A 22,489-nucleotide genomic window follows, 5' to 3' on the forward strand; every position below is an offset into this window, starting at 1 on the left:
CAGCACGCTCCCTCTACCCTGCCTTCCAATGAGTACATCCCCTCGCACAGAAGGCTTAAGCATGAACACCAAAATCGTTGCCGTGACGCTTGCGGGCCTACTGTCTTCCTGCTCGTTTTACGCGCTAGCGGCCGAGAAGACGACGACAGGAACTGCCGTTCCTCCTGCAGCTCTTCCAGGTCTTAACCAGGGGCAAGGAGCTGAATCAAACCAGGACAAGGCCAGCAAAAAGGGTGAGGAGTCTTCGGGTGCAAATTCCGGAGCCGATTCGAAAACGCTGGAGAAAGACTCAGGTTCTTCGCACAAGGCGGAGGAGTACCAGAAAAAACAACGTGAAAGCCACCCTGGAGGCGTGAAGCAACCGGCCTCGTGAGCATTCTTCAGTAATGCCATCCGCAGAGGTGCATTCATTTACAACAGAGCAGAAAACATTGATCGTTTCCTGCGGTACGACGAGGTGTTTCAAATAACCGGCCTTGATGGCTAATGCCGGTCAGTTAAGCAGATTTGTAGGAGCGAGCTTGCTCGCGATGGACTTCAAGGCGACGCGTTTATCCAGAAAATACGCGTTATCGTTAACGTCCATCGCGAGCAAGCTCGCTCCTACAGGGGGCAGCTTTCGCCTAACTGATCGGCATTAGCCTTGATGGCCGTTTTTTTTGTGTCTGGGATTTGTTGAATTGGGTATTTGGCCAATTCAAGTGGGTTTCAAGACCTTTGCGAAGGGTTACGGCATTCCGCTGAAGCGGTTGCAACTATTCAAAGCGAAGACTACCATCTCCCAAAACGGGAGGATGTGCGGTGCGAGTGATTGCAAAAGGAACCTCGCGGGAATTCTGGGAAAGTACTCCGGCTTACACCGACGCCGAAACACCGCTTGTTGAATGGTATCGACACATGGAAAAAGCCATTTATCGCACGCCACAAGAGGTCAAGGCGGAGCTGAGAACGGCGAGCATCCTTAAGGGCGGCAGGGTTGTATTCAACATCGGCGGCAACAAATATCGAGTGATTCTGGCAATCGACTATCTGCGACAGCTTGGTTTCATACGATTCGTCGGCACCCACGCCCAGTATGATCAGATCAACGCGGAGACCGTGTAATGAACATTAAACCTATTCGCACCGATGAAGACCTGACTGCTGCATTTGCTCGTGTGGAGCAGTTGTGGGGGGCAGACATTGGTTCGCCTGAAGGCGATGAGCTGGAAATTCTGGCGCTGCTCATCGAAAAATACGAAGACGAGCATTACCCAATGCCGCCGTCCGATCCGATTGAGGCCATCAAATTCCGCATGGATCAGCAAGGCCTGACTCCTCGTGACCTGGAACCTTTCATCGGCACGAGCGGGCGCGTATCCGAAGTGCTAAACCGCAAACGCAAGTTGAGCCTGTCGATGATCAAGCGTCTGCACGATGGGTTGCGAATTCCTTACGAGAGTTTGCTTGCGGGTGTGGCCTGAGGGCCTCTCCAACATTTTCAGCCTCATCTCAGGATGAGATTTGACGGGAGTTACCGAAAACAAAAAAAAACCGATCCGACGTGATCGGTTTTTTTATGAACAAGATGTGGTGGAACGCTAACGCTTCATCCTGAACGGCCAGTCAACACCTTGCAAATCAGGTATCCAACGCCCGTTTACTGGTGGCACGAAAGTGGCCAATTTTCGAAAAGGCAAGGTCCTACACGACTCTGGGAATTGTCCGTACACTTGCGCATTGCTGTGCCTTTGTCATGAGACCTATAGTCCGAGCGCGCCCAAATGGCGTATTGGGTTTGGCGACTCGATGACTGGTACAGAAGCCTCCGAGAATTTCTCGGAGCGCTTTTGAACGCACTTGGCTGCCTCTTTTTTGGTGGCTGTGCGTGGGAGACCCCTAGGGTCTGCCGGTTTTACCATGTCCCGGTTCGCCAACCCACGTACAGCTACCACCCTATTGTTTGGCGACGATTGAGTGGTAGGTCTTCCCTCCGATATGGTAATCACTCATGAATGACTACATGGCTTTAACCAGCAACGCCGACGACCTCCCCACGTTCTACGTCAACACCACTCAACCGCTGCATTCACTGCTCAGTTCCGCTCGCTACAGAATCGGCGCGGTGACGCAGGTCCTGGAAAACCTCGCGATGCGCGGCGAAATCTCCACCGATTCGGTGATTCTCAGCGACTTCGCAATGCTCTGCTGCATACCCTTGCGCGATGGCTGCGATGTGCTGGATGTCATTGCTCGACGTATGGACGCGGAGAAGTAGTGTCGTGACTTGGGGCGCCTTTCGAGGCGCCTCTCTGCGTTTTGCCGCCCCACGTATATTTTCCGTATAGATCCCCGCAACCCAGTAAAGAATCAGTAGCGCAGCATCAACCCCAACCAAAAACCCCCTACTCTGCCCTCTCACCTTTCACGCAGAGATCAGCATGGACAATTCAGAGTTGGGGATCATGATCATTTCAATGATTGGGTTGTTCGGCTTTGCTTCGTTTCTTTTCGACTACTTGAGTGCCAAACGACGGGACAGATAACGTTATCCGTCCCTTCTTGGCATCAGCGGGTCGCAACGATGAACAATCGCGGGAACGGCAGCAGCACCGAACCATCACTTAGCGCCGGATACGCTTGCTCGATAGCGGCGTGATATTGCTTGAGGTACTGCGCCTTTTCCGCGTCATCCAGCGGTTCGAGAAACGGCCGCAACCCGCTGCCCTTGAACCACTCGACCACGCCCGACGCACCGCCCACCAGCGGATGATGGTAGGTGGTGCGCCACACATCGACGCGCGCGCAGTGTGGTCGCAGCATCGAATAGTAATCGCTGGCACTGGCCATCTCCGTGCGTTGCCCGGCGGCGTCCGCCAACTTGCTTGCCCACGGGCCATCGGCAGCCACTTCGCGCATCAGGCGATGGGACGGTTCGTTGAGGTTGTCGGGCATCTGAATGGCCAGGCTGCCGCCCTGGGTCAGTCGGGCGGCCAGCGAAGGCAGTAACGATTCGTGATCCGGCAGCCACTGCAACACCGCGTTGGCGAATATCACGTCGAACGGACCGCTCTCGTTCCAGGTGCCGATATCAACGGTGTCGAACTGCACCTGCGGCAAGCGCTTGCGGGCGGCGTCGATCATGTCGGTTGAACTGTCGACTCCACGCACCGTGGCGCTGGTAAAGCGTTCAACCAGCAACTCGGTCGAATTGCCGGGGCCGCATCCGATGTCGATGGCCGAACGCGCTTCCACAGCCGGGATCGCCGCGAGCAGGTCGCGTGCGGGGCGGGTGCGTTCTTCTTCAAAAGCGACGTATTGTTTGGCGGACCAACTCATTGCGTTCTCCTGTCGAATCGTTGTCCGCGCTGAGGCCGACAACCAGTTCGCTACGATACATCGACTTACAGGCTCTGCTCTATTCCACCTTTGGCGAGAAACGTCAGTTAGCGCCTCAGCAAAAAAACCGGCTCTATCAGCCGGCTTTTTCGTCGCGAGATAAAGGTCTTAATCGTAATAGCCGACCGTCTTCTTCAAATGATCCGAGTACTCGTAGATGTCATCGACAGAATTGATTGCATGCCGGGTTTCGTTCTTCTCTTCGTCAAATATACCGATGTATTTTTGCGAACGATTGAAGTGCAGACGACAGATCGGCTTGCGGTTGTTGTCGTCGAGCAGGATACCGAAGTAACTCTGGGTGTCGCGCTGAACAATTCGTTTGGCATCCACGACTGAGCGGACCACGGCACGGACGATGTGATAACCCTCCAGTTCTTCCAATGTCGTCAGAACCTTGTCCTCTGACTCATCTCGTACATCTGGCTGTTCAGCTCCGCCTGAGGAAACCGGCAACGAGGCGAGCGCTGGCGGGATGGCTCCGCTCATTGCCGACTTGAGCCGGTCATTGATCTGATCATTGAGAAATTGCACAACAGCCTTTCTCGTCAGTTCATGGAACTGCTCACGGACTTTTTGAGTAATCACGCCGTCGTAGACACGCGAAGCGAACACTTTTACAAAATCGTCGTCAGGCTTGCTGACCTGTGAAGCGATGACCTTTTTGATTTGGCTGACGTACTTCAATTCACCCGCGGCGCTGATAATCGAATCCACATCAAACGCAGATTTGGTGAGCTTAATTAATTCGGGGACGGAATATTCGTCGATATCCAGAAGGTCGAGTTCAAGAAATGGCTTCTCGTCCATTTTGTTGGGCGCGTCCAGGTCAGTGAAAAACTTGTAGACCTGGCCGTTGGTGAGAATGGAGATGCGTGCGCTGGTGACATGGAAATAACGAAATAGCTGAGAGGCATGATTGATGTGCAGCGGCTCACCGATTTTTTTGCACTCGATCAGGATCTGAACCTCGCCAGCCTTCATGATTGCGTAGTCAATTTTCTCTCCCTTCTTCGTTCCAATATCGCAAACGAATTCAGGCGTTACTTCCGTCGGATCGAAGACATCGTAGCCCAGCACCGTGCTGATAAAGGGCATGACAAACGCGTTCTTGGTCGCTTCTTCCGTTTGAATTGCAGCGCTCTGCAAACGAACTTTGGCGGCTAAACTTGCTAACTTCTCGAAAAATTCCATGCGTGGCCTCTTCCTGGTTTCGATCCGTGTCTTTACATGCTGGCAAATTGACTGCCTTTGATACTAGACACAAACCGGCACAAAGAAAGATTCCATCCAAGAATTGCAGACAGCCACCTCCCGCAACCGGATCCGCCCCCCTCCGCTTTTTCATGCAATCGGAAAATGTAATCAGAATTTTCATCACGCCCGCGCTGTCACAAATTCAGGCGCATCCCTAGAAAGGAACACGGCAATGAAATTCGCAAAAATCTCGCAGAAACTCGCCTTGTGGGCCGGCAGTCCCAAGACGTTCATGGGGGCGTTGATTCTCATTGGTCTGTGGGGGTTGAGCGGGCCGTTTTTTGATTACAACGACACCTGGCAACTGGTCATCAACACCTCGACAACGATCATCACCTTCCTGATGGTGTTCCTGATCCAGAACACGCAGAACCGCGACACCGACATTCTGCATTTGAAAATCGATGAGTTGCTGCGGGTGAACAAGGAAGCGCAGAACGCGATGCTGGGGCTGGAGTCACTCGACCTGAAGCAGCTGGAAGCGCTGCGTAAACACTACCGCGCCATGGGCGAAAATGAGGTGCATGATCTAGCGGGTCTGGCGCTCAAGGGCAAGCACAAACAAAATTTGAATGACTGTTGAGCACCCACAAATAACGGCGCGTGATGTGAATCACGCGCCGTTTGTTTTAAACGCCGTCAACCGCGGTCTTATCGACCTGCTTGCAGCGCCTTGGCCATTTGCAGATGGTTCTGCAGTTTGGGCAGGGTTTCTTCGGCGAAGGCTTTGATTTCCGGCACGTCGGTGGTCTGCGCTTCCTGCTGCAATTGTTCGATGGCCTCCTGCGTGGTCTTCACCTGACTGGCGGCGTACGCCTGGTCGAAGGTCGCCCCCTCCTTCACTTGCGGCATCAAGGCTTTGGCCTTGTCGACCACCTCTTCCCGTGGCGCCACCGGCAGGTCCAGTTGCTTGGCGATTTTCGCCAGGTGCTGGTTGGCGGTGGTGCGGTCGTTGATGACGACGATGGTGTAGTCCTTGACCTCTTTGGATTCGGACTTCAGGTGCGCCAGGCGGCTGGCTTCGATGTCGGCCATGCCTTTGGCCGAAGCATCGTTAATGAATTCGGCGGGTGACTGGGCAAAGGCACTGCTGGCACACAGGCCCAGTAACGTGGCAAAACTCGCGTTGCGTATTCGGGTGGCCATCCGGCTCATGGTCGCGCCCTCCTCTCTATAAATTCAAACGGGAGCTTTCGCTCCCGCCTCTCAATCAAAACTACTTTCACCACTACTTGGATTTCTGGCCACCTTTGCGGCCCATATCGGGTTTCGCAGGCTCTTTATCTACGGTCGTGGTGGTAGTTTTCCCACCTTTGCGACCGGCTTCAGATGCCTTCGTTCGATCGGTGGCAGTATGTCCCGTGTTCGAGTTTCGTGAGTTAGGCATGACTCTCTACCTCTTGGTAATGATCGCAGCGAGCAGGAGCCCGCATAGAATCTGAATTTCGATCACTGCAAAGGTTTAGAAAAGCTGGGATCGATGCGACGAACGGTGACGGCTATTCAGGCACCGTACTGCAGGTGATTCTGGCGTTTGGCGCTGTACATGGCCTCGTCGGCGTGGCGGAACAATTGCTTTTCTTCCGTACCGTGCTCGGGGTAATGGGCGACGCCGATGCTCGGCTGGATATTGAGGTTGTGCCCGTCCAGTCGTAATGGCTGGGCCAGGATCTGACGGATTTTTCCGGCGACGCCGTCAGCATCTTCCGCAGCCTGGATGCTGTGCAACAACACCACAAACTCATCACCGCCGATACGCGCCACGGTGTCGGTTTCGCGCACGCAGCCTTTCAGACGATTGGCGACCGCTTGCAGCAGCATGTCGCCGACGGCATGGCCGTGGGTGTCGTTGACTTCCTTGAAGCGGTCGAGATCGACGTACAGCAGCGCCATGCGCCCGCACTCCGACTTGGCCAGTGTCAGCGAGGCTTTCAGCCGGTCACGGAGCAACTCGCGATTGGGCAGTTGGGTCAGTTGATCGTACTGGGCCATGCGCTGCAGCCGGGCATGCAACTGCTTGCGCTCGATGGCGGTCGCGACCTGGGCGCACACGAACTGCAACAGTTCCTTGTCTTGCTCGGTATAGCGCTCGCCACCGGCCACGCTTTTAACGATCAACGCGCCGATGGTCCCGTTCTGCGAGTTCAACGGCACGCCCAGCCAGCAGGGCGAATGCTGGTCGGCAACCAGCAATTCGAATCCTTCCGGGGCATTGTCCTGATCCGGGGTCAGCAGGATGGGCTGGCCGCTGCGGATCACTTCGGCGCATAGCCGTCCGGTGACCGTTCCGGGCTGTTCGGGTTGTTGCTCATTGTCATCGACGTGATACGGGAAATTGAGCTGCGCGCAGTGCTCGTCATACAGCGCGACGGAGAAATTCAGCGCCGGCAGCCATTCACCGATGATCAAGTGAATGCGTTTGAACAACGCCAGCAAATCTTCCGCAGCGTGGGCCGCTTCAGAGATTGCATACAGCGCCGCTTGCCGGGACTCGGCCTGCTTGCGCTCGGTGATGTCGCGGGCCACGGCGATGCGCAGTTGATCGACTTCCGACCAGCGCGCGGACCACAGGATGTGCACCACGCCGCCATCCTTGCGCAGGTAGCGGTTTTCGAAGTTGAGTTTGGGTTCGCCACCCATGATCTCCCGCGCAGCGTCGAGGGTGCGCTGGCGATCGGCGGGATGCACCAGATCGATCATCGGCTGGCCGATCAGCTCATCAGGCGTGTAACCAAAAATGCGCTCGCAGGCCGCGCTGACAAAAACAAAGCGACCCTGTTTATCAACCGCGCAAACGGCGTCCAGCAGTAGATCGATGTAACTCGCCAACGGCGCGGAATTTCTGGTTGCCATGATGCAGAGAGCATGTCCGAACAATGCAGCAATAAAAAAAACATCCTTGACCGGTAGTAATGCCGCTGACGCGTCCCTGCGATCAGTGTCAAGCCTTGTTCGGCATCAGCCCCGGCAATGCGTGCACCAGGGCGTTGATGGCGAAACCGATAAACATCACCCCGCACAGCCGGGTGATCGCCAGTTCATGCCGTTGATACAGGCTGCGCACCTGCCGTGCACCGACGATGCCAATGAGGATAGCGTAGGCGATCAGACCACCGACGAAGCTCAGAACGATCAGCCAGGGCAGCATCGACCAATGCAACAACTCCGCACGGCTGGACAGCAGCGCCGTAAAAGTCGCCACCGCCACCGGATACGCCTTGGGATTGGTCAGACCGAACAGAATGCCGTGCCAGAACGGTTGCCGCGCCGGGCCCTGCGGCGCTTCGGCACTGCTGCGTTTGGCCCGCACCGCACGCAAACCGAGCCAGAACAGATAGAGCCCGCTGAGCACACCCAGCACGTCAAACGCCATACTGCCGATCTCCCGCGCACAGACAATCGCGATCAGCGCGGTGCTGCACCAGACCACGTCCCCGAGCAAATGCCCGCACAAAAAACCCGCCCCTGCCCGCCGCCCACGCGCCGCGCCGATGCCAAACACCGCCAATACGCCTGGCCCCGGGGTGATCCCGTAAATGAAGCCCGAGGCGAGAACGGCCATTAGCAGCGATGGGGTCATCGGGGAAATCCTTTTGAACTATTTGGTGAATGGGCGCAAGTCTATATCAGCTCCCGAGGGATCGACCGACTGATCGTCGAAGAACTTCAGTCCCGCATAGGGTCGTTGTCGACAGGCCGCTATTCGTGACGCCAGATCGCCGACATGGGCTTCGAGCTTATGACTGTCCGGGTCGAGGAAGTAGAACGACGCGCCTTCGCTGCGGTTGTCGCGCCATTCCTGGACGTTGGCGGCTCGCAGGCGTTCGACGAATGACGGGAAGTCTGGTGCGCTGATGCTGAAGGCGTAATGGGTGTAATCGGCGGCGTGCTCGGATTTGCGCAGGGGATCGAGGGAAAGGCAAGCCACAGGCCGGGCAGCGAGAGGTAGGCGCCCGTGTCCCACGTGGCTTCGAGCTGAAGCTGCAGGAGGTCGTGATAGAACGCCACGCTGCGGTTCAGGTCGGTGACGGCGAGGGTCAGGTGGTTGAGGCCGGTTAGCAATTCGGGCAAAGCAATGACCCACAACCTCACGAGGCATCGCCCTACACATTTATCTCTTGTAACACTCAGCTGTACCGGAAACGGCTGATTCAAAGGTCCGGATCGCACGCTGTACAGTCTGGAACGTACACCGTTTGCTTCAAACCAATGGATCGCTTCGCACTCAAGGAAAGACACGTTCACATGGACCAGACAGCGCACGCGGCAAACACCTTCACCAACTATCGAAAACTCATCTCGCTAGCCGATCACGACTGGGAGACTGCTGAAACCGGGAAGACTGCAGGGTTTAATGTTGAGGTCAAAAGCCCAAACCAGATGGTTGATCAGTTCGGGCGTTCGTTTCACCACTTCTGTACTACGTCCTATTTAGGACTGGATCATCATCCCGCCCTGCTCGATGGCGCCATGACCGCCTTGCGGGAAATTGGCACGCTGCGTATCGCCAATTCAAAGAATCGCTGCAAGCTGGCGGTTTTGGAGCAATACGAAATCGAACTGTCGGAATTGTTCGGCGCCAGATGCCTGAGTACTTTGTCGTGCAGCGCCGCGAGTGCAGGCATTCTGCCGATGCTCGCCAGCGGCGTATTTACGCAAACCAGCCTCCTCTAATGGCTTTCGACCGGCAGGCCCATTACTCGATGAACCACTTGAAATCGGCATGCGCAGACGAAACCCGAGTGGTGACGTGTCCGCACAATGACATGGATTTCCTCGAGGACCTGTGTAAACAGCACACCAGAGTCGCTTACATCGCCGACGGCGCGTACAGCATGGGTGGCGTCGCGGACATGGACAGTCTTTTGTACCTGAAGGAACGCTATGGGTTGTTTCTCTACCTGGATGATTCCCACGCACTGTCTGCAGTCGGAACATTCGGTGCCGGACTCGTTCGCCCCGGAATTCGGGCGTTTGATGATGATTGCCTGATCGTCGCGTCCCTGGCCAAATCGTTTGGCGCCAGTGGAGGGCTGGTGATGCTTGGCAGCGAGCGGCAGAAAAACTCATTCAACGTTACGGCGGCCCCAGTAACTGGTCGCAAAGCCTGAACAGTGCAGCCATTGGTGCCGGCAGGGCGTCCATCCAGTTGCATCACACCCTGGAGTTCGCCGTATTGCAGGAAAAACTTCAGGCTAATATCCAGCTCTTCGACAGCCTGATTCGAACCGGACAACACGGCAGCAACATGGCGATTCGACTGATTCGCTGCGGCGAAGCGGCGTTTGCAAACAGGGTCGCCATCGAACTGGCCAATTCCGGATTCTTTACTTCTGCTGTGTTTTTCCCGGTGGTTGCACAAGGTCAGGCCGCCCTCCGTATCACCCTGCGGGCAGACATGGAGCAGACACTGATCCGCCAGTTATGTGAGCTCGTGACCGAACTCTTACACACTCGCAACATCGTTGATTGAAACCCCAAGGAAGACTCGATGAAGAGCACCACCACCCTCCTCGTCACCTGCAGCACCGTTTTTCTCGCGCAGCTGGGCATGAGCATTTACCTGCCGGCGCTGCCGGAAATGGCTCGACATCTGTCTGCCGATGCCTCGCAGGTGTCATGGGGATTGGCGGTGTATCTGATCGGCATGGCGTTGCCGATGCTGTTCTGGGGCAGCCTTGGCCAGCGCATTGGCCGAAAACCGGTATTACTCGCGGCGCTCGGCATCTATGGAGTGGGCAACCTTGCGCTGCCCTGGGGCCAGACACTCGAATCCTTTCTGTTTTTCAGACTGGTTCAGGGCATTGGCGCCAGCGGGATTTCAGTCATGGCCCGGGTACTGATTCGCGACAGTTTTCGGGGGGACTTGCTGGCCAAGGCGCTATCCTGGCTTTCCATTTCTTTCGTGGTGGCGCTGGGCATCGGTCAGTACCTGGGGTCGATCATCCAGGTCGCGTTGGGCTGGCCGGCGGTTTTCTACCTGCTGGGCAGTGTGAGTCTGTTGTTGGCGATGGTCGTGGCAAGGGTCACGTTCCCGATGCGGGTGGAAGACAATGTTCAGTCGGCCGCGTGGCCGAGCTACTGGCGCATTCTGCGTGATCGAGCCTTCCTGCTTCCGGCGCTCACCGGCGGGCTGGGTTATGGGGTGATCATCGCGTTCAACACCGCGGCACCACTGATTCTGCAAGGACCGTTCAACTGGTCGGCTGTGGAGTACGGATTATTGGGTTGGCCAATCAGCGCGGCGTATTTCCTGGGGGCATTGGGGGTCAATGGTTTGGTGCTACGCACCGGTCAGCGTCGGTTGATGACGGCGGGTGTGGGACTGGTGCTGGCTGGTAGCGCGGTAATGTTGCTGGGGAGCATGGCTGGCACTTCGATTGCGCTGCTGTTCTGGTTGCCCTACTGCGTTGCGGTGTTAGGCCAGTCGTTGAATTACCCGATCAGCCTGTCGCTGGCCAACGACGGTTCGCCGGTCGGCGGTGCTTATGCGATGGCGTTGAGCGGGTTCATTCATCAACTGATGGCGGCTGTCATTGGTGGGATTGCCAGTCTGATCGCCAGTCAGCAGGCATGGCCGCTCTCGCTGTTATGTACGTTACTGGCCTTGGGCGCGATGCTCTGCGTGAAGTTCGCGCCCGGCCGCAAAACCGCTTAGAACGCGTTACGGAAAATCTCCTCTATCTGCCGCTGATCCGCTGCCCGTGGATTGGTCACGCCGCACGCGTCTTTCAGGGCGTTGGTGGCGAGGGTCGGGATGTCGTTGAGCCGGACGCCGAGTTCACGCAGACCGGCGGGAATCTCAACGTCTTTGGCCAGGCTACGAATCGCCGCGATGGCCGCCCGGGCGCCCTCTTCCGGGCTGAAACCGCGGATGTCGGCACCCATCGCATGGGCTACCTCCGACAGACGATCGGCGCAGACCATCGCGTTGAAGCTTTGCACATGCGGCAGCAGCACGGCGTTACACACGCCATGGGGCAGGTCATAGAAACCGCCCAATTGGTGAGCCATGGCATGGACATAGCCCAGGGACGCATTGTTGAACGCCATGCCCGCGAGGAATTGCGCGTACGCCATGTTCTCCCGTGCGGCCATGTCGCTGCCGTCGCGCACGACCAGGCGCAGGTTTTGGCTGATCAAGGTGATGGCCTTGAGCGCGCAGGCATCGGTAATCGGGTTGGCGGCGGTGGACACGTAGGCTTCGATGGCGTGGGTCAGCGCGTCCATGCCGGTGGCGGCGGTCAGACTTTTGGGCATGGCAACCATCAGCGCCGGGTCGTTGACCGACAGCAGCGGCGTGACGTTGCGGTCGACGATGGCCATTTTCACGTGGCGCGATTCGTCGGTGATGATGCAGAAACGCGTCATCTCGCTGGCCGTGCCGGCGGTGGTGTTGATGGCGATCAGCGGCAATTGCGGCTTCTCCGATTGATCGACGCCTTCGTAATCGCGGATCTGCCCGCCGTTGGTCGCGCACAACGCGATGCCTTTGGCGCAGTCGTGGGGCGAGCCACCGCCCAGCGACACCACGAAATCACAGCGGCTTTCCTTGAGCAGCCCCAGGCCGCTCTCGACGTTGGCAATGCTCGGGTTGGGCCTGGCGCCATCGAAGATCACCGAGTCGATGTCCTGCATTGCCAGTTTCTCGGCAATCATGCTTGCTACGCCGGCCTTGGCCAGCCCCATGTCGGTGACGATCAGCGCCTTGCGAAAACCGTACTTGCCAATCGCGTCCATGGCTTCGTCGAGGCAACCGATGCCCATGATATTTACCGAGGGGATGAAAAATGTGCTGCTCATGGGCGAATCTCCTGGCGGGGGCCGAACCGGTAGTACCGATCCAGCGGATACCCACAGGATCGACCCATCGATCACACCGGATGTTGATCTGGCTCAAGTCCCGGTCGTGATAAAGTCACCGTCCATCCGACCATTTGCTTTTTGAGACGACCACCGCAATGACCGATTTCCAGGATGTCGATGCCCAACTTGAAGACTGGAACGTCTTGCACGCCACCGCCTGGTTCAGCGGCCTGCTGGTGGGCAACGGCGCCAGCCGCGCCGTGTGGGACGATTTCGGCTACGACTCGCTGTTCGAAAACGCCCGCACCGTCGAAGAAAAACCCCTGAGCCAGTCCGAGCTGAGCGTGTTCGACGCGATGCAGACGCGCAGTTTCGAGCAGGTGCTGGGCGCGCTGAAAACCACCAGCCGCGTGAACAAGGCCCTGGCCGTCAGCTCCGCCGCGCCGCGCAATCGCTACTACGCGATCAAGGAAGCGCTGATCAACACCGTGCACGCGGTGCATATCCCGTGGCGGCTGGTGGTGCCTTCGTCCCTGACGACGATCAGTCAGGAACTGCGGCGTTATCGGACGGTGTTTACCACCAACTACGACTTGCTCAACTACTGGGCGATTCAACACCAGCCGGATGCCATCACCGACCTGTTCCAGGGTGCCGAGCCGGGGTTTGATCTGAGCGCCACGGCGACCGATAAAACCCGCTTGCTGTACCTGCACGGCGGTTTGCATCTGGTGCGCAATCAGGACGGCACGGCGCGCAAACTGATGTCGACCGAGGGCACCTTGCTGGGCAGTTTTGCGATCAACAACACGATCAAGACGCTGGATGACGTGCCGCTGTTTGTGAACGAAGGGCCGAGCGCAGACAAGCTCAAGACCATTCGCAGTTCGGATTATTTGTCGTTTTGCTACGACCAGCTTTTGGGGCATGGCGAGGGGTTGTGTGTCTTTGGGCATGCGTTGGGTGAGCAGGACAGCCACATCGTTCATGCGTTGCGCCAGGCGCAACCGAAGGTGGTGGCGATCTCGATTTATCCGCGCAGCAAGGCGTTTATCCAGCATCAGAAGCGGCATTACGCGAAGGTTTTTGAGGGGACCGGATCAGAATTGCGGTTTTTTGATTCGAAGACGCATGCGTTGGGGAGTCCGAAGCTCACAGTTCCCGTCGAGGTCTAAAGCAAACGCATGACCTGTGGCGAGGGGGCTTGCCCCCGTTCGGCTGCGCAGCAGTCGTAAAACCTGCCAGCCTGATTTCCCTGAAAGAATGCTGGGGCCGCTTCGCAGCCCAACGGGGGCAAGTCCCCTCGCCACAAAATCCCAGTGACCTCATTCCTCGCTGCTATGCACCACCACCAGCAACTGCGCCTTAACCTCGCCCACAGAGCGAATCCGGTGCGGTTTCTGCGCATTGAAGTGCAGCGCATCACCGCGATCGAGCAGCACGCGCTCGTTCATGAAATCCACTTCCACCTGTCCTTCGTGGACGAACAGAAACTCTTCCCCCAAGTGTTCCTTGAAGGTTTTGTCCGCGAACTCGAACGGCGGATAGATGATGAACGGCAATAAGCTGCGCTCACTGACCTGATGCGCCAGCACCGCATAGCCGGGACTTTCATCGTTGGCCGCCAGCGACTGGCGTTCATGGCTGCGCACCAGGCTGTAGCTGTCGAGGCTGACGTTGTCTTCGGAGAACAACTCCTCGACCTTCACGTTCAGCGCCTTGGCCAGTTTCAGCGCAGCGGCAATCGACGGTGTGTTCAGCCCGCGTTCGACTTTCGACAGATAGCTCTTGGTCATGCCGGATTTTTCGGCCAGGGCCTCAAGCGTCACGCCAAGTTTTTTTCTCAGTAATTTCAAACGGATAGACATGTAGAACGATTAATCCATCAAGGAGGCGACGATTTGTCCTTGCCAATGACACAAAGTGTCATATAGCCTCTGCTGTGTCATTTGCATGAAACCACCCAAGGACACCGATATGGCCAAGACCTTAGCACTACCCAAAGAGCAACTGGTCAAGCAAGCGTTGACCCAGATGCAAAACACGCTGGCGGATAATACGTGGACCGACCGGCAAAAGCTGGCCCTGACCTGTCGGATTCTGTTCGAGAATGGTCACGACTCCGGCCTGGCCGGGCAAATCACCGCCCGCGGCCCGACGCCTGGCACTTACTACACTCAACAACTGGGCCTGGGTTTCGACGAAATCACTGCTAGCAACCTGCTGCTGGTCAACGAAGACCTGGAAGTGCTTGAAGGCCACGGCATGCCCAACCCGGCCAATCGTTTCCACAGTTGGGTGTACCGCGCCCGGCCGGACGTGAACTGCATCATTCACACGCACCCGACCCACGTCGCGGCGCTGTCGATGCTCGAAGTGCCGCTGCAGATATCCCACATGGACCTCTGCCCGCTCTACGACGATTGCGCGTTTCTCGAAGGCTGGCCGGGTGTGCCGGTCGGTAATGAAGAAGGCGAACTGATTGCCGGTGCACTCGGCGACAAACGGGCGATCCTGCTTTCACACCACGGCCAGTTGTCGACGGGCACGACCATTGAGGAAGCCTGTGTCATCGCGCAACTGATCGAACGCGCCGCCAGGCTGCAACTGCTGGCGATGAGCGCCGGGACCATCAAGCCGATCATTCCGGAGCTGGGTCGTGAAGCCCATGACTGGATCTCGAAACCCAAGCGCCATGGCGCCGCCTTCAACTACTACGCTCGGCAGAACCTGCGTCAACACGCCGATTGCCTGAACTGAACCCACACACTTTCAAGAGGAGCGTCGCCATGTCGACCCCAACGATTCACGGCATCATCGGCTACACCATCACCCCGTTCACCGCCAATGGCGAAGGCGTTGATCTCGACGCGCTGGGGCGTTCCATCGACCGCCTGATCGACGGCGGCGTCCACTCGATCGCACCGCTCGGCAGCACCGGCGAAGGCGCGTACCTGAGCGACGCGGAGTGGGATCAGGTCGCCGAATTCAGCATCAATCACGTGGCCAAGCGCGTGCCGACCGTTGTCAGCGTGTCCGACCTGACCACCGCCAAAGCCGTGCGCCGCGCACGGTTTGCCGAAGCCCATGGCGCCGATGTGGTGATGGTGCTGCCGACCTCCTACTGGAAACTCAGCGAAGCGGAAATCCTCGCCCACTACCACGCCATCGGCGACAGCATCGGCGTACCGATCATGCTCTACAACAACCCGGCCACCAGCGGCACCGACATGTCGGTGGACCTGATCCTGCGCATCGTCAATACCGTGGAGAACGTGACCATGGTCAAGGAGAGCACCGGCGACATCCAGCGCATGCACCAACTGCAACGGCTCGGCGAAGGTCAGGTGCCGTTCTACAACGGCTGCAATCCGTTGGCACTGGAAGCCTTCGCGGCAGGTGCAAAGGGCTGGTGCACGGCGGCGCCGAACCTGATTCCGCAGCTCAACCTTGACCTGTATGAAGCGGTGTTGGCCAACGATTTGAGCAAGGGGCGTGACCTGTTCTATCGCCAGTTGCCGCTGCTGGATTTCATTTTGAAGGGCGGGTTGCCGGCGACCATCAAGGCTGGCTTGCGCGCGACCGGGCTGGAAGTGGGCGATCCGCGGTTGCCGGTGTTTCCGCTGGGTGAGGCTGGGCTTGCTCAGCTTCAAAGCCTGTTGAAAGCATTGCGCTGATCTCGAAGTTCACAAAAAACCAATGTGGGAGCTAGCCTGCTAGCGATAGCGGCCTGACATTCAACATCTTCGTCGAATGTTAAGCAGCCATCGCTAGCAGGCTAGCTCCCACAGTGGATCTGTATTGGGTTTGAAAGGTGTGGTCAGAGCACAGGCAACGTCTTGTCCTTGATCACCGTCGTCGGGCCGTTGGCCTTCACACTCGCGATGCCTTTGTCCCGCGCAGCATCAGAGGAATAGGTTTCGCTGCTGCCGATAATCTCGTGGTTACCGGCCTTGAGGTTGAAGTAAGGATGGCCATCCTTGGTAGCTTTTTTCTCGTAGCGTTCATCCAGCGGGCTGTTGCTTTGAATCGACGCGATGCCTTTGTCGGCAGCGCCGCGAGTGGTGTACAGCTCGCTGGTCAGAATGGTTTCGGCGTTGGCCGCTTTCAGCACAAACTTGAACTGACCATTGCTACTTTTACTCACTTCGTACCATCCGGACATGCTCTTTCTCCTTTGGCGTTTGAATAGTTCCGCGCTTCAGAGTAAAGACCAGCCTGGGATATCTGTCGCCTGCACCGGCCTCATCGCGGGCTTGCTCGCGAAAGGGTCGACTCGGTCCGGGCTACTTCACCACCGCCCGAACCACCGACAATTCCGGAGCAGCCACCCGCCGCTGCGACAAATACCGCGTACAACTCACCCGCAAAAACGAAGCAAAATTCACCACCTCACCGCGGTAATCCATCACCTCTTCATACAGTTTGGCGATCAACTGGTTGGTGGTCATGCCATCGACCTCGGCGATTTCGCTGAGGATGTCCCAGAACTGATTCTCCAGCCGCAGGGTGGTGACCACCCCGCAGATGCGCAGCGAGCGGGAGCGCGATTCGTAGAGAATCGGATCGGCTTTGACGTAGAGCTCGCACATGGAATCGTCCCTCGTTACAGCGTGATTTTGGTGCCCAGCAAGCCGAGGAAACCGGCGAGCCAGCTCGGGTGGGCCGGCCAGGCCGGAGCAGTGGCCAGATTGCCTTGAACGTGACCTTCCGTCACCGGGATATCGATGAACGTGCCGCCCGCCAAGCGCACTTCCGGCGCGCAGGCCGGGTAAGCGCTGCACTCGCGACCTTCAAGAACGCCTGCCGCTGCCAGCAATTGCGCACCGTGACACACGGCGGCGATCGGTTTGTCGGCCTTGTCGAAGGCGCGCACCAGGTCCAGGACTTTCTCGTTCAGACGCAGGTATTCCGGCGCCCGACCACCGGGGATCAACAGCGCGTCGTAGTCGGCTTCGGCGACCTTGGCGAAATCGAAGTTCAGGGCAAACAGGTGGCCGGGTTTTTCGCTGTAGGTCTGGTCGCCTTCGAAGTCATGGATCGCCGTGCGCACGGTCTGGCCGGCGGATTTGTCCGGGCAGACGGCATGCACCGTGTGACCGACCATCAGCAATGCCTGGAACGGCACCATCACTTCATAGTCTTCGACGTAATCGCCGACCAGCATCAGGATTTTCTTGGCAGCCATGGGGAGGACTCCTCTGGGAAATGCGTGGGCCTGCAGGAGTATTCAAGGTAGTCCTTATCTGCGGGGGTGGGTAATAACCAGCTACTACCTGATGGACCGCGTTATCGCTCATCGCGAGCAGGCTCGCTCCCACATTGAAATGCGGTCCCCTGTGGGAGCGAGACCGGCTTGTCGGCGAAGGCGTCCTCAAACTGTACGGATAACTCTGCGCCTAGCTGTAACACCGCAGCCTGCACGGTTTATGGCTAGATGAAGACACTTTCCATCACCCTCGATTCCGGTCCCCATCATGTCCTCGCGCGAAAACACCGGCATGGCCCTCGGCCTGCTCGGCGTCGTCATCTTCAGCCTCACCCTGCCCTTCACACGAATTGTCGTGCAGGAACTCCATCCGCTGCTGAACGGCTTGGGTCGTGCGCTGTTCGCGGCGATTCCCGCGGCGATATTGTTGCTTTGGCGCCATGAGAAACGGCCGACCTGGAAACAGGTCAAAGGCCTGACGCTGGTGATCGCCGGGGTGATCCTCGGCTTCCCGGTTTTATCTGCTTGGGCGATGCAAACGTTGCCCGCGTCCCACGGCGCTTTGGTCAACGGCCTGCAACCGCTGTGCGTGGCGTTGTACGCCGCGTGGTTGTCCCACGAGCGACCGTCGAAAGCCTTCTGGGCCTGCGCCGCGCTGGGCAGTGCGCTGGTACTGGGTTACGCGCTGATCAGCGGCGCCGGCAGCATTCAGGCCGGTGATTTGCTGATGCTCGGCGCGATTGCCGTGGGCGGTCTGGGTTATGCCGAAGGTGGCCGCTTGGCCAAGGAGATGGGCGGCTGGCAGGTGATCTGCTGGGCGCTGGTGCTGTCGACGCCGCTGTTGATCGGGCCGGTGGTGTACCTGGCGCTGCAACATCAGGGCGAGATTTCGGCCAAGACCTGGTGGGCGTTTGGTTATGTTTCGCTGTTCTCGCAGTTCATTGGTTTCTTTGCCTGGTACGCCGGACTGGCGATGGGCGGCATTGCCCGGGTCAGTCAGATTCAGTTGTTGCAGATCTTCTTCACCATCGCATTTTCGGCGTTGTTCTTTGGTGAACACATCGAGCCGATCACCTGGCTGTTTGCTGCCGGGGTGATCGTGACGGTGATGCTGGGCCGCAAGACCGCGGTCAAACCCGCCCGCATTGCCACCGCATGACCCTGGCCAAACACGAACGCATTGCCACCGCCTAACCCTGGTCAATCCCGAACGCATTGCCACCGCCTAACCCTGTAGGAGCACAGCTTGCTGGCGATGGCGTCCTCAAGATCGCCATCGCCAGCAAGCTGTGCTCCTACGGGATTGTGGTGTTCAGAGGTAGCCGTCGGCTCGGAGCAAGGTTTCGAGGCAGTGCTCGGTGATCTGATAGAAATCCTTCAACTCCTGAATCTTCACCAACAGCTGGGCCGGGTCCACCGGCTCGGCGCGTTTGACCGCCAGGATCATCTTGTTCTTGTTGGTGTGGTCCAGTGAGATGAACTCGAACACCTTGGTTTCATAACCGCACGCCTCGAGAAACAACGCACGCAAACTGTCGGTGACCATTTCCGCTTGCTGCCCCAGATGCAAACCGTATTGCAGCATCGGCTTGAGCAGTGCCGGGCTCTGGATTTGCAGGCGGATCTGCTTGTGGCAGCACGGCGAGCACATGATGATCGACGCGCCGGAGCGAATGCCGGTGTGGATCGCATAGTCAGTGGCGATGTCGCAGGCGTGCAGCGCGATCATTACGTCCAGCTCGCTCGGCGCCACGCTGCGCACGTCACCGCACTTGAACACCAAGCCCGGATGTTCCAGTTTCGCGGCAGCGGCGTTGCACAGGGTGACCATGTCTTCACGCAGCTCGACGCCGGTCACCTCGCCTTTGGCGTTCAAGGTGTTGCGCAGGTAATCGTGAATTGCGAACGTCAGGTAGCCCTTGCCCGAACCGAAATCCGCGACCCGCACCGGTTTGTCCAGCGCCAGCGGCGAGGTGTTCAGCGCATGGCTGAAGACTTCGATGAACTTGTTGATCTGCTTCCACTTGCGCGACATCGCCGGGATCAGCTCGTGCTTGCTGTTCGTCACACCAAGGTCGGCGAGGAACGGCCGACTCAGGTCGAGAAAGCGATTCTTCTCGCGGTTGTGCTCGGCGGACGGCACTTCACGCAATTGCTGAGGTTTGCTCTTGAACAGCGAAGACTTGCCCTTTTTGCTGTATTCGAGCTGGGCTTCATCAGTCAGCGACAACAAATGCGCATTTTTAAACGAAGCCGGCAACAACGCGGCGATGGTCGCCACGCCCTCGGCCAGCGGCAGGTTCTTGGTGATGTCGCGGGTCTTGTAGCGGTACACGAAAGACAGGCAAGGCTGATCCTTGACGGTCAGTTGCTTGATGATCAGCCGCTGCAGATCCGCTTCGGTGCCGACGTACTTGGCCAGCACCAGTTTGATGAAGGCGTTGGCGTCGAGGCTGGTTTGCAGCAGGTCGATGAACTGGGCATGGTGATCCGGCGCGAGGCTGGCGGGAGTGGCGGTGACGGACATGGAAAAAACGGCCTCGGGCGGAGCGAATCGGGAATGGCGGGTATTTTAGGGGGGATGGCCGTTCGGGACACGCAGTTATTTACCGAACGGCGCTTTCTGTAGGAGCGAGCTTGCTCGCGAAGGATACCGAAACGCCGCGGTTATCCAGCCAGCCCACGTCATCGTTGGCGACCATCGCGAGCAAGCTCGCTCCTACAGGGAATGAGTTCAGCCTAAAACTACCAACCGGTTCGGCAACTCATTCCTCACATGCGTCACCGGCACGTGCACCTTGAGCAACTCGCCGCACGCCTCGACGCACGTCACAAACCCCTGCAACGTCTGCCCCTGCTTCACCTGCTGGGTGAACGCCGCAACAATCGCGTCCCAGTTCTTGTTATCCAGCCGCCTGGAAATCCCTTCGTCCACCAGAATTTCCACATAACGCTCAGCCTCGCAGACGAAAATCAGCATGCCGGTGCTGCCCACGGTGTGGTGCAGGTTCTGCTCGAGGAACTGCCGACGCGCCAGGTTCGAGGCGCGCCAGTGACGCACGGAGCGCGGGATCAGGTGCGTGGTGACTTTGGGAATGCGGAACACCAGGCACAACACGATAAAGGTGACCCATTGCACCAGCAGCAGGCTGTGCATGGTCAACCAGCCGGTCAGGTAATGCACGACACCCGGCACCACCAGCGCCAGCAAACTGGCCCACAGCAGCGGGATGTACGCATAGTCGTCGGCGCGGGCCGCGAGCACGGTCACCAGTTCGGCGTCGGTGTCGCGCTCGACCCGGGCGATTGCCTCGGCGACTTTGCGTTGTTCGTGTTCAGTCAGTAATGCCATGTTTAACTGTGCTCGCTCGCCATTGTTATTATCTGAAGGGTTATCACCAGCCGCCCGACGAACCGCCGCCTCCGAAACTGCCCCCGCCGCCACTGAATCCCCCGCCTCCACCGCCGCCACCAAAACCACCGCCGCCAAAACCGCCACTGGAACCACCCGAGCCACCTCGGCCGGCGGGCAGAATCCCGAACATCTGCAAGACGAATATCGTCAGGATGAACAGCAACACCAGGAACACAAACACCCCGGGGTGCCGCGAAACGAAGTCACTCTCCTGATTGCCGCCGGAGTCGTACACCGTCGACGGCTCATCCAGCGGACTGCCGCCCAACACCACCAGCATCGCCGCGACCCCGTCGCTGATGCCCTTGCTGAAGTTGCCGGTCTTGAACGCCGGGGTGATCACCTGGTTGATGATCACCGAACTCTGCGCATCGGTCAGGCGATCTTCCAGGCCATAACCGACTTCGATCCGCAACCTGCGCTCATCGCGCGCGACGATCAGCAGCGCGCCGTTGTTCTTGTCCTTCTGCCCGATGCCCCAGTGGCGACCGAGCTGATAACCGAAGTCTGCAATGTCAGTGCCCTGCAGGTCCGGCAATGTCACCACCACCAATTGTTCACCGGTGGCTTTTTCATGGGCGTTGAGCTGTTGTGTCAACTGCTCGCGCACCGAGGGTTCGATCAACTGGGCGTTATCCACCACCCGCCCGGTCAGCTCCGGAAATTTCAGCTCTGCCCGGGCCGTCAGGGCAAACACCCAGAGCAACAGCACCAGGCCCACTTTCAACACGCGCATTGGCAACCTCATCCGTGGTAATGCTTCAAGCCGGTCAGAACTTCACTTCAGGCGCTTTCTCGGCGTCGGGGCTGGTGGCCTCGAAGGTTTCACGAATCGGCAGATCGCTGTACATCACGGTGTGCCACAAGCGCCCCGGGAAGGTACGGATTTCGGTGTTGTACTTCTGCACCGCGAGGATGAAATCACGACGCGCCACGGCGATGCGATTCTCGGTGCCTTCCAGCTGCGATTGCAACGCCAGGAAATTCTGGTTGGCCTTGAGGTCCGGATAGCGCTCGGAGACCACCATCAAACGGCTCAAGGCCCCGGTCAGCTGATCCTGCGCTTGCTGGAACTGCTTGAGTTTCTCGGGATTGTCGAGGGTGCTGGCATCCACCTGGATCGAAGTGGCCTTGGCCCGGGCTTCGATCACCGCGGTCAGGGTTTCTTCTTCGTGCCTGGCGTAGCCCTTGACGGTTTCCACCAGGTTGGGGATCAGGTCGGCGCGACGCTGGTACTGGTTCTGCACCTGACTCCAGGCCGCCTTGGCCTGTTCGTCGAGGGTCGGAATGTTGTTGATGCCGCAACCTGCCAGCAACGTGGCCAGCAACATCAAGGCTGCAACGCGCAGGCTCGACCGAGTGTGGTGTCTTGCATTCATCTGGTTGACGCTCCCTTGCACATTCCGTTGAAAAAACAACCAGCG

At 58.1% G+C, this 22,489-nt stretch carries 25 protein-coding genes and 2 pseudogenes; 11 read left to right on the plus strand and 16 right to left on the minus strand.

Annotated features, from left to right (window positions below; all coding sequences use genetic code 11):
* Window positions 1–61 precede the first annotated feature (61 nt).
* From ACA066_RS21965 to ACA066_RS21980, 4 genes are all read left to right on the plus strand, one after another.
* Window positions 62–373: a hypothetical protein gene (locus ACA066_RS21965; RefSeq protein ID WP_497696612.1), complete on the plus strand. Its 312-nt coding sequence runs from the start codon at window positions 62–64 to the stop codon at window positions 371–373.
* A 428-nt stretch (window positions 374–801) separates the two neighbouring features.
* A complete protein-coding gene (locus tag ACA066_RS21970; protein WP_497696613.1) occupies window positions 802–1,104 on the plus strand; it encodes a type II toxin-antitoxin system HigB family toxin in 303 nt (100 codons plus the stop codon).
* Complete coding sequence (locus ACA066_RS21975) at window positions 1,104–1,463, plus strand: helix-turn-helix domain-containing protein (protein WP_497696614.1); 360 nt, start codon at window positions 1,104–1,106, stop codon at window positions 1,461–1,463. The genes ACA066_RS21970 and ACA066_RS21975 overlap by 1 nt, the downstream gene beginning before the upstream one ends.
* Before the next feature lie 527 nt (window positions 1,464–1,990).
* The gene (locus ACA066_RS21980; protein ID WP_497696615.1) at window positions 1,991–2,257 is read left to right on the plus strand and encodes a short-chain dehydrogenase; all 267 of its coding nucleotides are present in this window, start codon (window positions 1,991–1,993) and stop codon (window positions 2,255–2,257) included.
* A 290-nt stretch (window positions 2,258–2,547) separates the two neighbouring features.
* Here ACA066_RS21980 and tam read toward each other — a convergent pair whose 3' ends face one another.
* Window positions 2,548–3,318: a trans-aconitate 2-methyltransferase gene (gene tam / locus ACA066_RS21985; protein WP_497696616.1), complete on the minus strand. Its 771-nt coding sequence runs from the start codon at window positions 3,316–3,318 to the stop codon at window positions 2,548–2,550.
* A gap of 168 nt (window positions 3,319–3,486) precedes the next feature.
* The gene (locus tag ACA066_RS21990; RefSeq protein ID WP_497696617.1) at window positions 3,487–4,572 is read right to left on the minus strand and encodes a type I restriction endonuclease; all 1,086 of its coding nucleotides are present in this window, start codon (window positions 4,570–4,572) and stop codon (window positions 3,487–3,489) included.
* 235 nt (window positions 4,573–4,807) lie between these two features.
* On the opposite strand from ACA066_RS21990, the gene ACA066_RS21995 reads away from it, so the two are divergent.
* Complete coding sequence (locus ACA066_RS21995) at window positions 4,808–5,218, plus strand: low affinity iron permease family protein (protein ID WP_497696618.1); 411 nt, start codon at window positions 4,808–4,810, stop codon at window positions 5,216–5,218.
* A gap of 68 nt (window positions 5,219–5,286) precedes the next feature.
* On the opposite strand, the gene ACA066_RS22000 is transcribed toward ACA066_RS21995, so the two are convergent.
* The 5 genes and pseudogenes from ACA066_RS22000 to fos form a co-directional block, all read right to left on the minus strand.
* On the minus strand, window positions 5,287–5,790 hold the full coding sequence (locus ACA066_RS22000) for a DUF4142 domain-containing protein (protein WP_497696619.1): 504 nt from the start codon (window positions 5,788–5,790) through the stop codon (window positions 5,287–5,289).
* A 73-nt stretch (window positions 5,791–5,863) separates the two neighbouring features.
* Window positions 5,864–6,022: a stress protein gene (locus tag ACA066_RS22005; protein ID WP_407012089.1), complete on the minus strand. Its 159-nt coding sequence runs from the start codon at window positions 6,020–6,022 to the stop codon at window positions 5,864–5,866.
* 116 nt (window positions 6,023–6,138) lie between these two features.
* Entirely contained in the window at window positions 6,139–7,488 is a 1,350-nt protein-coding gene (locus ACA066_RS22010) for a sensor domain-containing protein (RefSeq protein ID WP_497696620.1), read from the minus strand.
* A gap of 88 nt (window positions 7,489–7,576) precedes the next feature.
* Window positions 7,577–8,215 carry a LysE family translocator gene (locus ACA066_RS22015; RefSeq protein ID WP_497696621.1) on the minus strand — a complete coding sequence of 213 codons (639 nt, stop codon included), beginning with the start codon at window positions 8,213–8,215 and terminating at the stop codon, window positions 7,577–7,579.
* Window positions 8,216–8,233: 18 nt separating this feature from the next.
* Window positions 8,234–8,697 (minus strand): annotated as a pseudogene (gene fos, locus ACA066_RS22020) (fosfomycin resistance glutathione transferase).
* A 183-nt stretch (window positions 8,698–8,880) separates the two neighbouring features.
* On the opposite strand from fos, the pseudogene ACA066_RS22025 reads away from it, so the two are divergent.
* Both ACA066_RS22025 and ACA066_RS22030 read left to right on the plus strand, forming a co-directional pair.
* A pseudogene (locus tag ACA066_RS22025) lies at window positions 8,881–10,108 on the plus strand (aminotransferase class I/II-fold pyridoxal phosphate-dependent enzyme).
* An 18-nt stretch (window positions 10,109–10,126) separates the two neighbouring features.
* Window positions 10,127–11,293: an MFS transporter gene (locus ACA066_RS22030; protein ID WP_497696622.1), complete on the plus strand. Its 1,167-nt coding sequence runs from the start codon at window positions 10,127–10,129 to the stop codon at window positions 11,291–11,293.
* On the opposite strand, the gene yiaY is transcribed toward ACA066_RS22030, so the two are convergent.
* Window positions 11,290–12,438 (minus strand): L-threonine dehydrogenase, encoded by a 1,149-nt coding sequence (yiaY, locus tag ACA066_RS22035; RefSeq protein WP_497696623.1) that lies wholly within the window; start codon window positions 12,436–12,438, stop codon window positions 11,290–11,292. The two genes, ACA066_RS22030 and yiaY, sit on opposite strands and share 4 nt — an antisense overlap.
* Before the next feature lie 158 nt (window positions 12,439–12,596).
* Between yiaY and ACA066_RS22040 the strand changes: the two genes are divergently transcribed.
* Window positions 12,597–13,616 (plus strand): DUF4917 family protein, encoded by a 1,020-nt coding sequence (locus ACA066_RS22040; protein WP_497696624.1) that lies wholly within the window; start codon window positions 12,597–12,599, stop codon window positions 13,614–13,616.
* A gap of 150 nt (window positions 13,617–13,766) precedes the next feature.
* Here the strand turns inward: ACA066_RS22040 and ACA066_RS22045 are convergent, their stop codons facing one another.
* Window positions 13,767–14,309 (minus strand): helix-turn-helix domain-containing protein, encoded by a 543-nt coding sequence (locus ACA066_RS22045; RefSeq protein ID WP_497696625.1) that lies wholly within the window; start codon window positions 14,307–14,309, stop codon window positions 13,767–13,769.
* A 109-nt stretch (window positions 14,310–14,418) separates the two neighbouring features.
* On the opposite strand from ACA066_RS22045, the gene ACA066_RS22050 reads away from it, so the two are divergent.
* Window positions 14,419–15,201, plus strand: coding sequence for an aldolase (locus ACA066_RS22050; RefSeq protein WP_497696626.1), 783 nt, complete (start codon window positions 14,419–14,421; stop codon window positions 15,199–15,201).
* A 29-nt stretch (window positions 15,202–15,230) separates the two neighbouring features.
* Entirely contained in the window at window positions 15,231–16,118 is an 888-nt protein-coding gene (locus tag ACA066_RS22055) for a dihydrodipicolinate synthase family protein (RefSeq protein ID WP_497696627.1), read from the plus strand.
* A 143-nt stretch (window positions 16,119–16,261) separates the two neighbouring features.
* Here ACA066_RS22055 and ACA066_RS22060 read toward each other — a convergent pair whose 3' ends face one another.
* The 3 genes from ACA066_RS22060 to ACA066_RS22070 all read right to left on the minus strand — a co-directional run bounded on the left by ACA066_RS22060 (window position 16,262) and on the right by ACA066_RS22070 (window position 17,629).
* Entirely contained in the window at window positions 16,262–16,606 is a 345-nt protein-coding gene (locus ACA066_RS22060) for a YegP family protein (protein ID WP_497696628.1), read from the minus strand.
* A gap of 121 nt (window positions 16,607–16,727) precedes the next feature.
* Window positions 16,728–17,033: a ribbon-helix-helix domain-containing protein gene (locus ACA066_RS22065; RefSeq protein ID WP_137804664.1), complete on the minus strand. Its 306-nt coding sequence runs from the start codon at window positions 17,031–17,033 to the stop codon at window positions 16,728–16,730.
* A gap of 14 nt (window positions 17,034–17,047) precedes the next feature.
* The gene (locus ACA066_RS22070) at window positions 17,048–17,629 is read right to left on the minus strand and encodes a DJ-1/PfpI family protein (RefSeq protein WP_497696629.1); all 582 of its coding nucleotides are present in this window, start codon (window positions 17,627–17,629) and stop codon (window positions 17,048–17,050) included.
* Window positions 17,630–17,918: 289 nt separating this feature from the next.
* Between ACA066_RS22070 and ACA066_RS22075 the strand changes: the two genes are divergently transcribed.
* Window positions 17,919–18,809: a DMT family transporter gene (locus ACA066_RS22075; RefSeq protein ID WP_497696630.1), complete on the plus strand. Its 891-nt coding sequence runs from the start codon at window positions 17,919–17,921 to the stop codon at window positions 18,807–18,809.
* A gap of 153 nt (window positions 18,810–18,962) precedes the next feature.
* Here the strand turns inward: ACA066_RS22075 and ACA066_RS22080 are convergent, their stop codons facing one another.
* The 4 genes from ACA066_RS22080 to ACA066_RS22095 form a co-directional block, all read right to left on the minus strand.
* A complete protein-coding gene (locus ACA066_RS22080) occupies window positions 18,963–20,177 on the minus strand; it encodes a class I SAM-dependent methyltransferase (protein ID WP_497696631.1) in 1,215 nt (404 codons plus the stop codon).
* A 207-nt stretch (window positions 20,178–20,384) separates the two neighbouring features.
* Window positions 20,385–21,002, minus strand: a complete 618-nt coding sequence (locus ACA066_RS22085) for a TPM domain-containing protein (protein WP_497696632.1) — start codon at window positions 21,000–21,002, stop codon at window positions 20,385–20,387.
* A 43-nt stretch (window positions 21,003–21,045) separates the two neighbouring features.
* Window positions 21,046–21,801: a TPM domain-containing protein gene (locus ACA066_RS22090; RefSeq protein WP_447890074.1), complete on the minus strand. Its 756-nt coding sequence runs from the start codon at window positions 21,799–21,801 to the stop codon at window positions 21,046–21,048.
* Between the two features lie 34 nt (window positions 21,802–21,835).
* On the minus strand, window positions 21,836–22,444 hold the full coding sequence (locus tag ACA066_RS22095) for a LemA family protein (RefSeq protein WP_497696633.1): 609 nt from the start codon (window positions 22,442–22,444) through the stop codon (window positions 21,836–21,838).
* Window positions 22,445–22,489: the final 45 nt, after the last annotated feature.

The organism is Pseudomonas sp. LBUM1651, assembly GCF_059716135.1.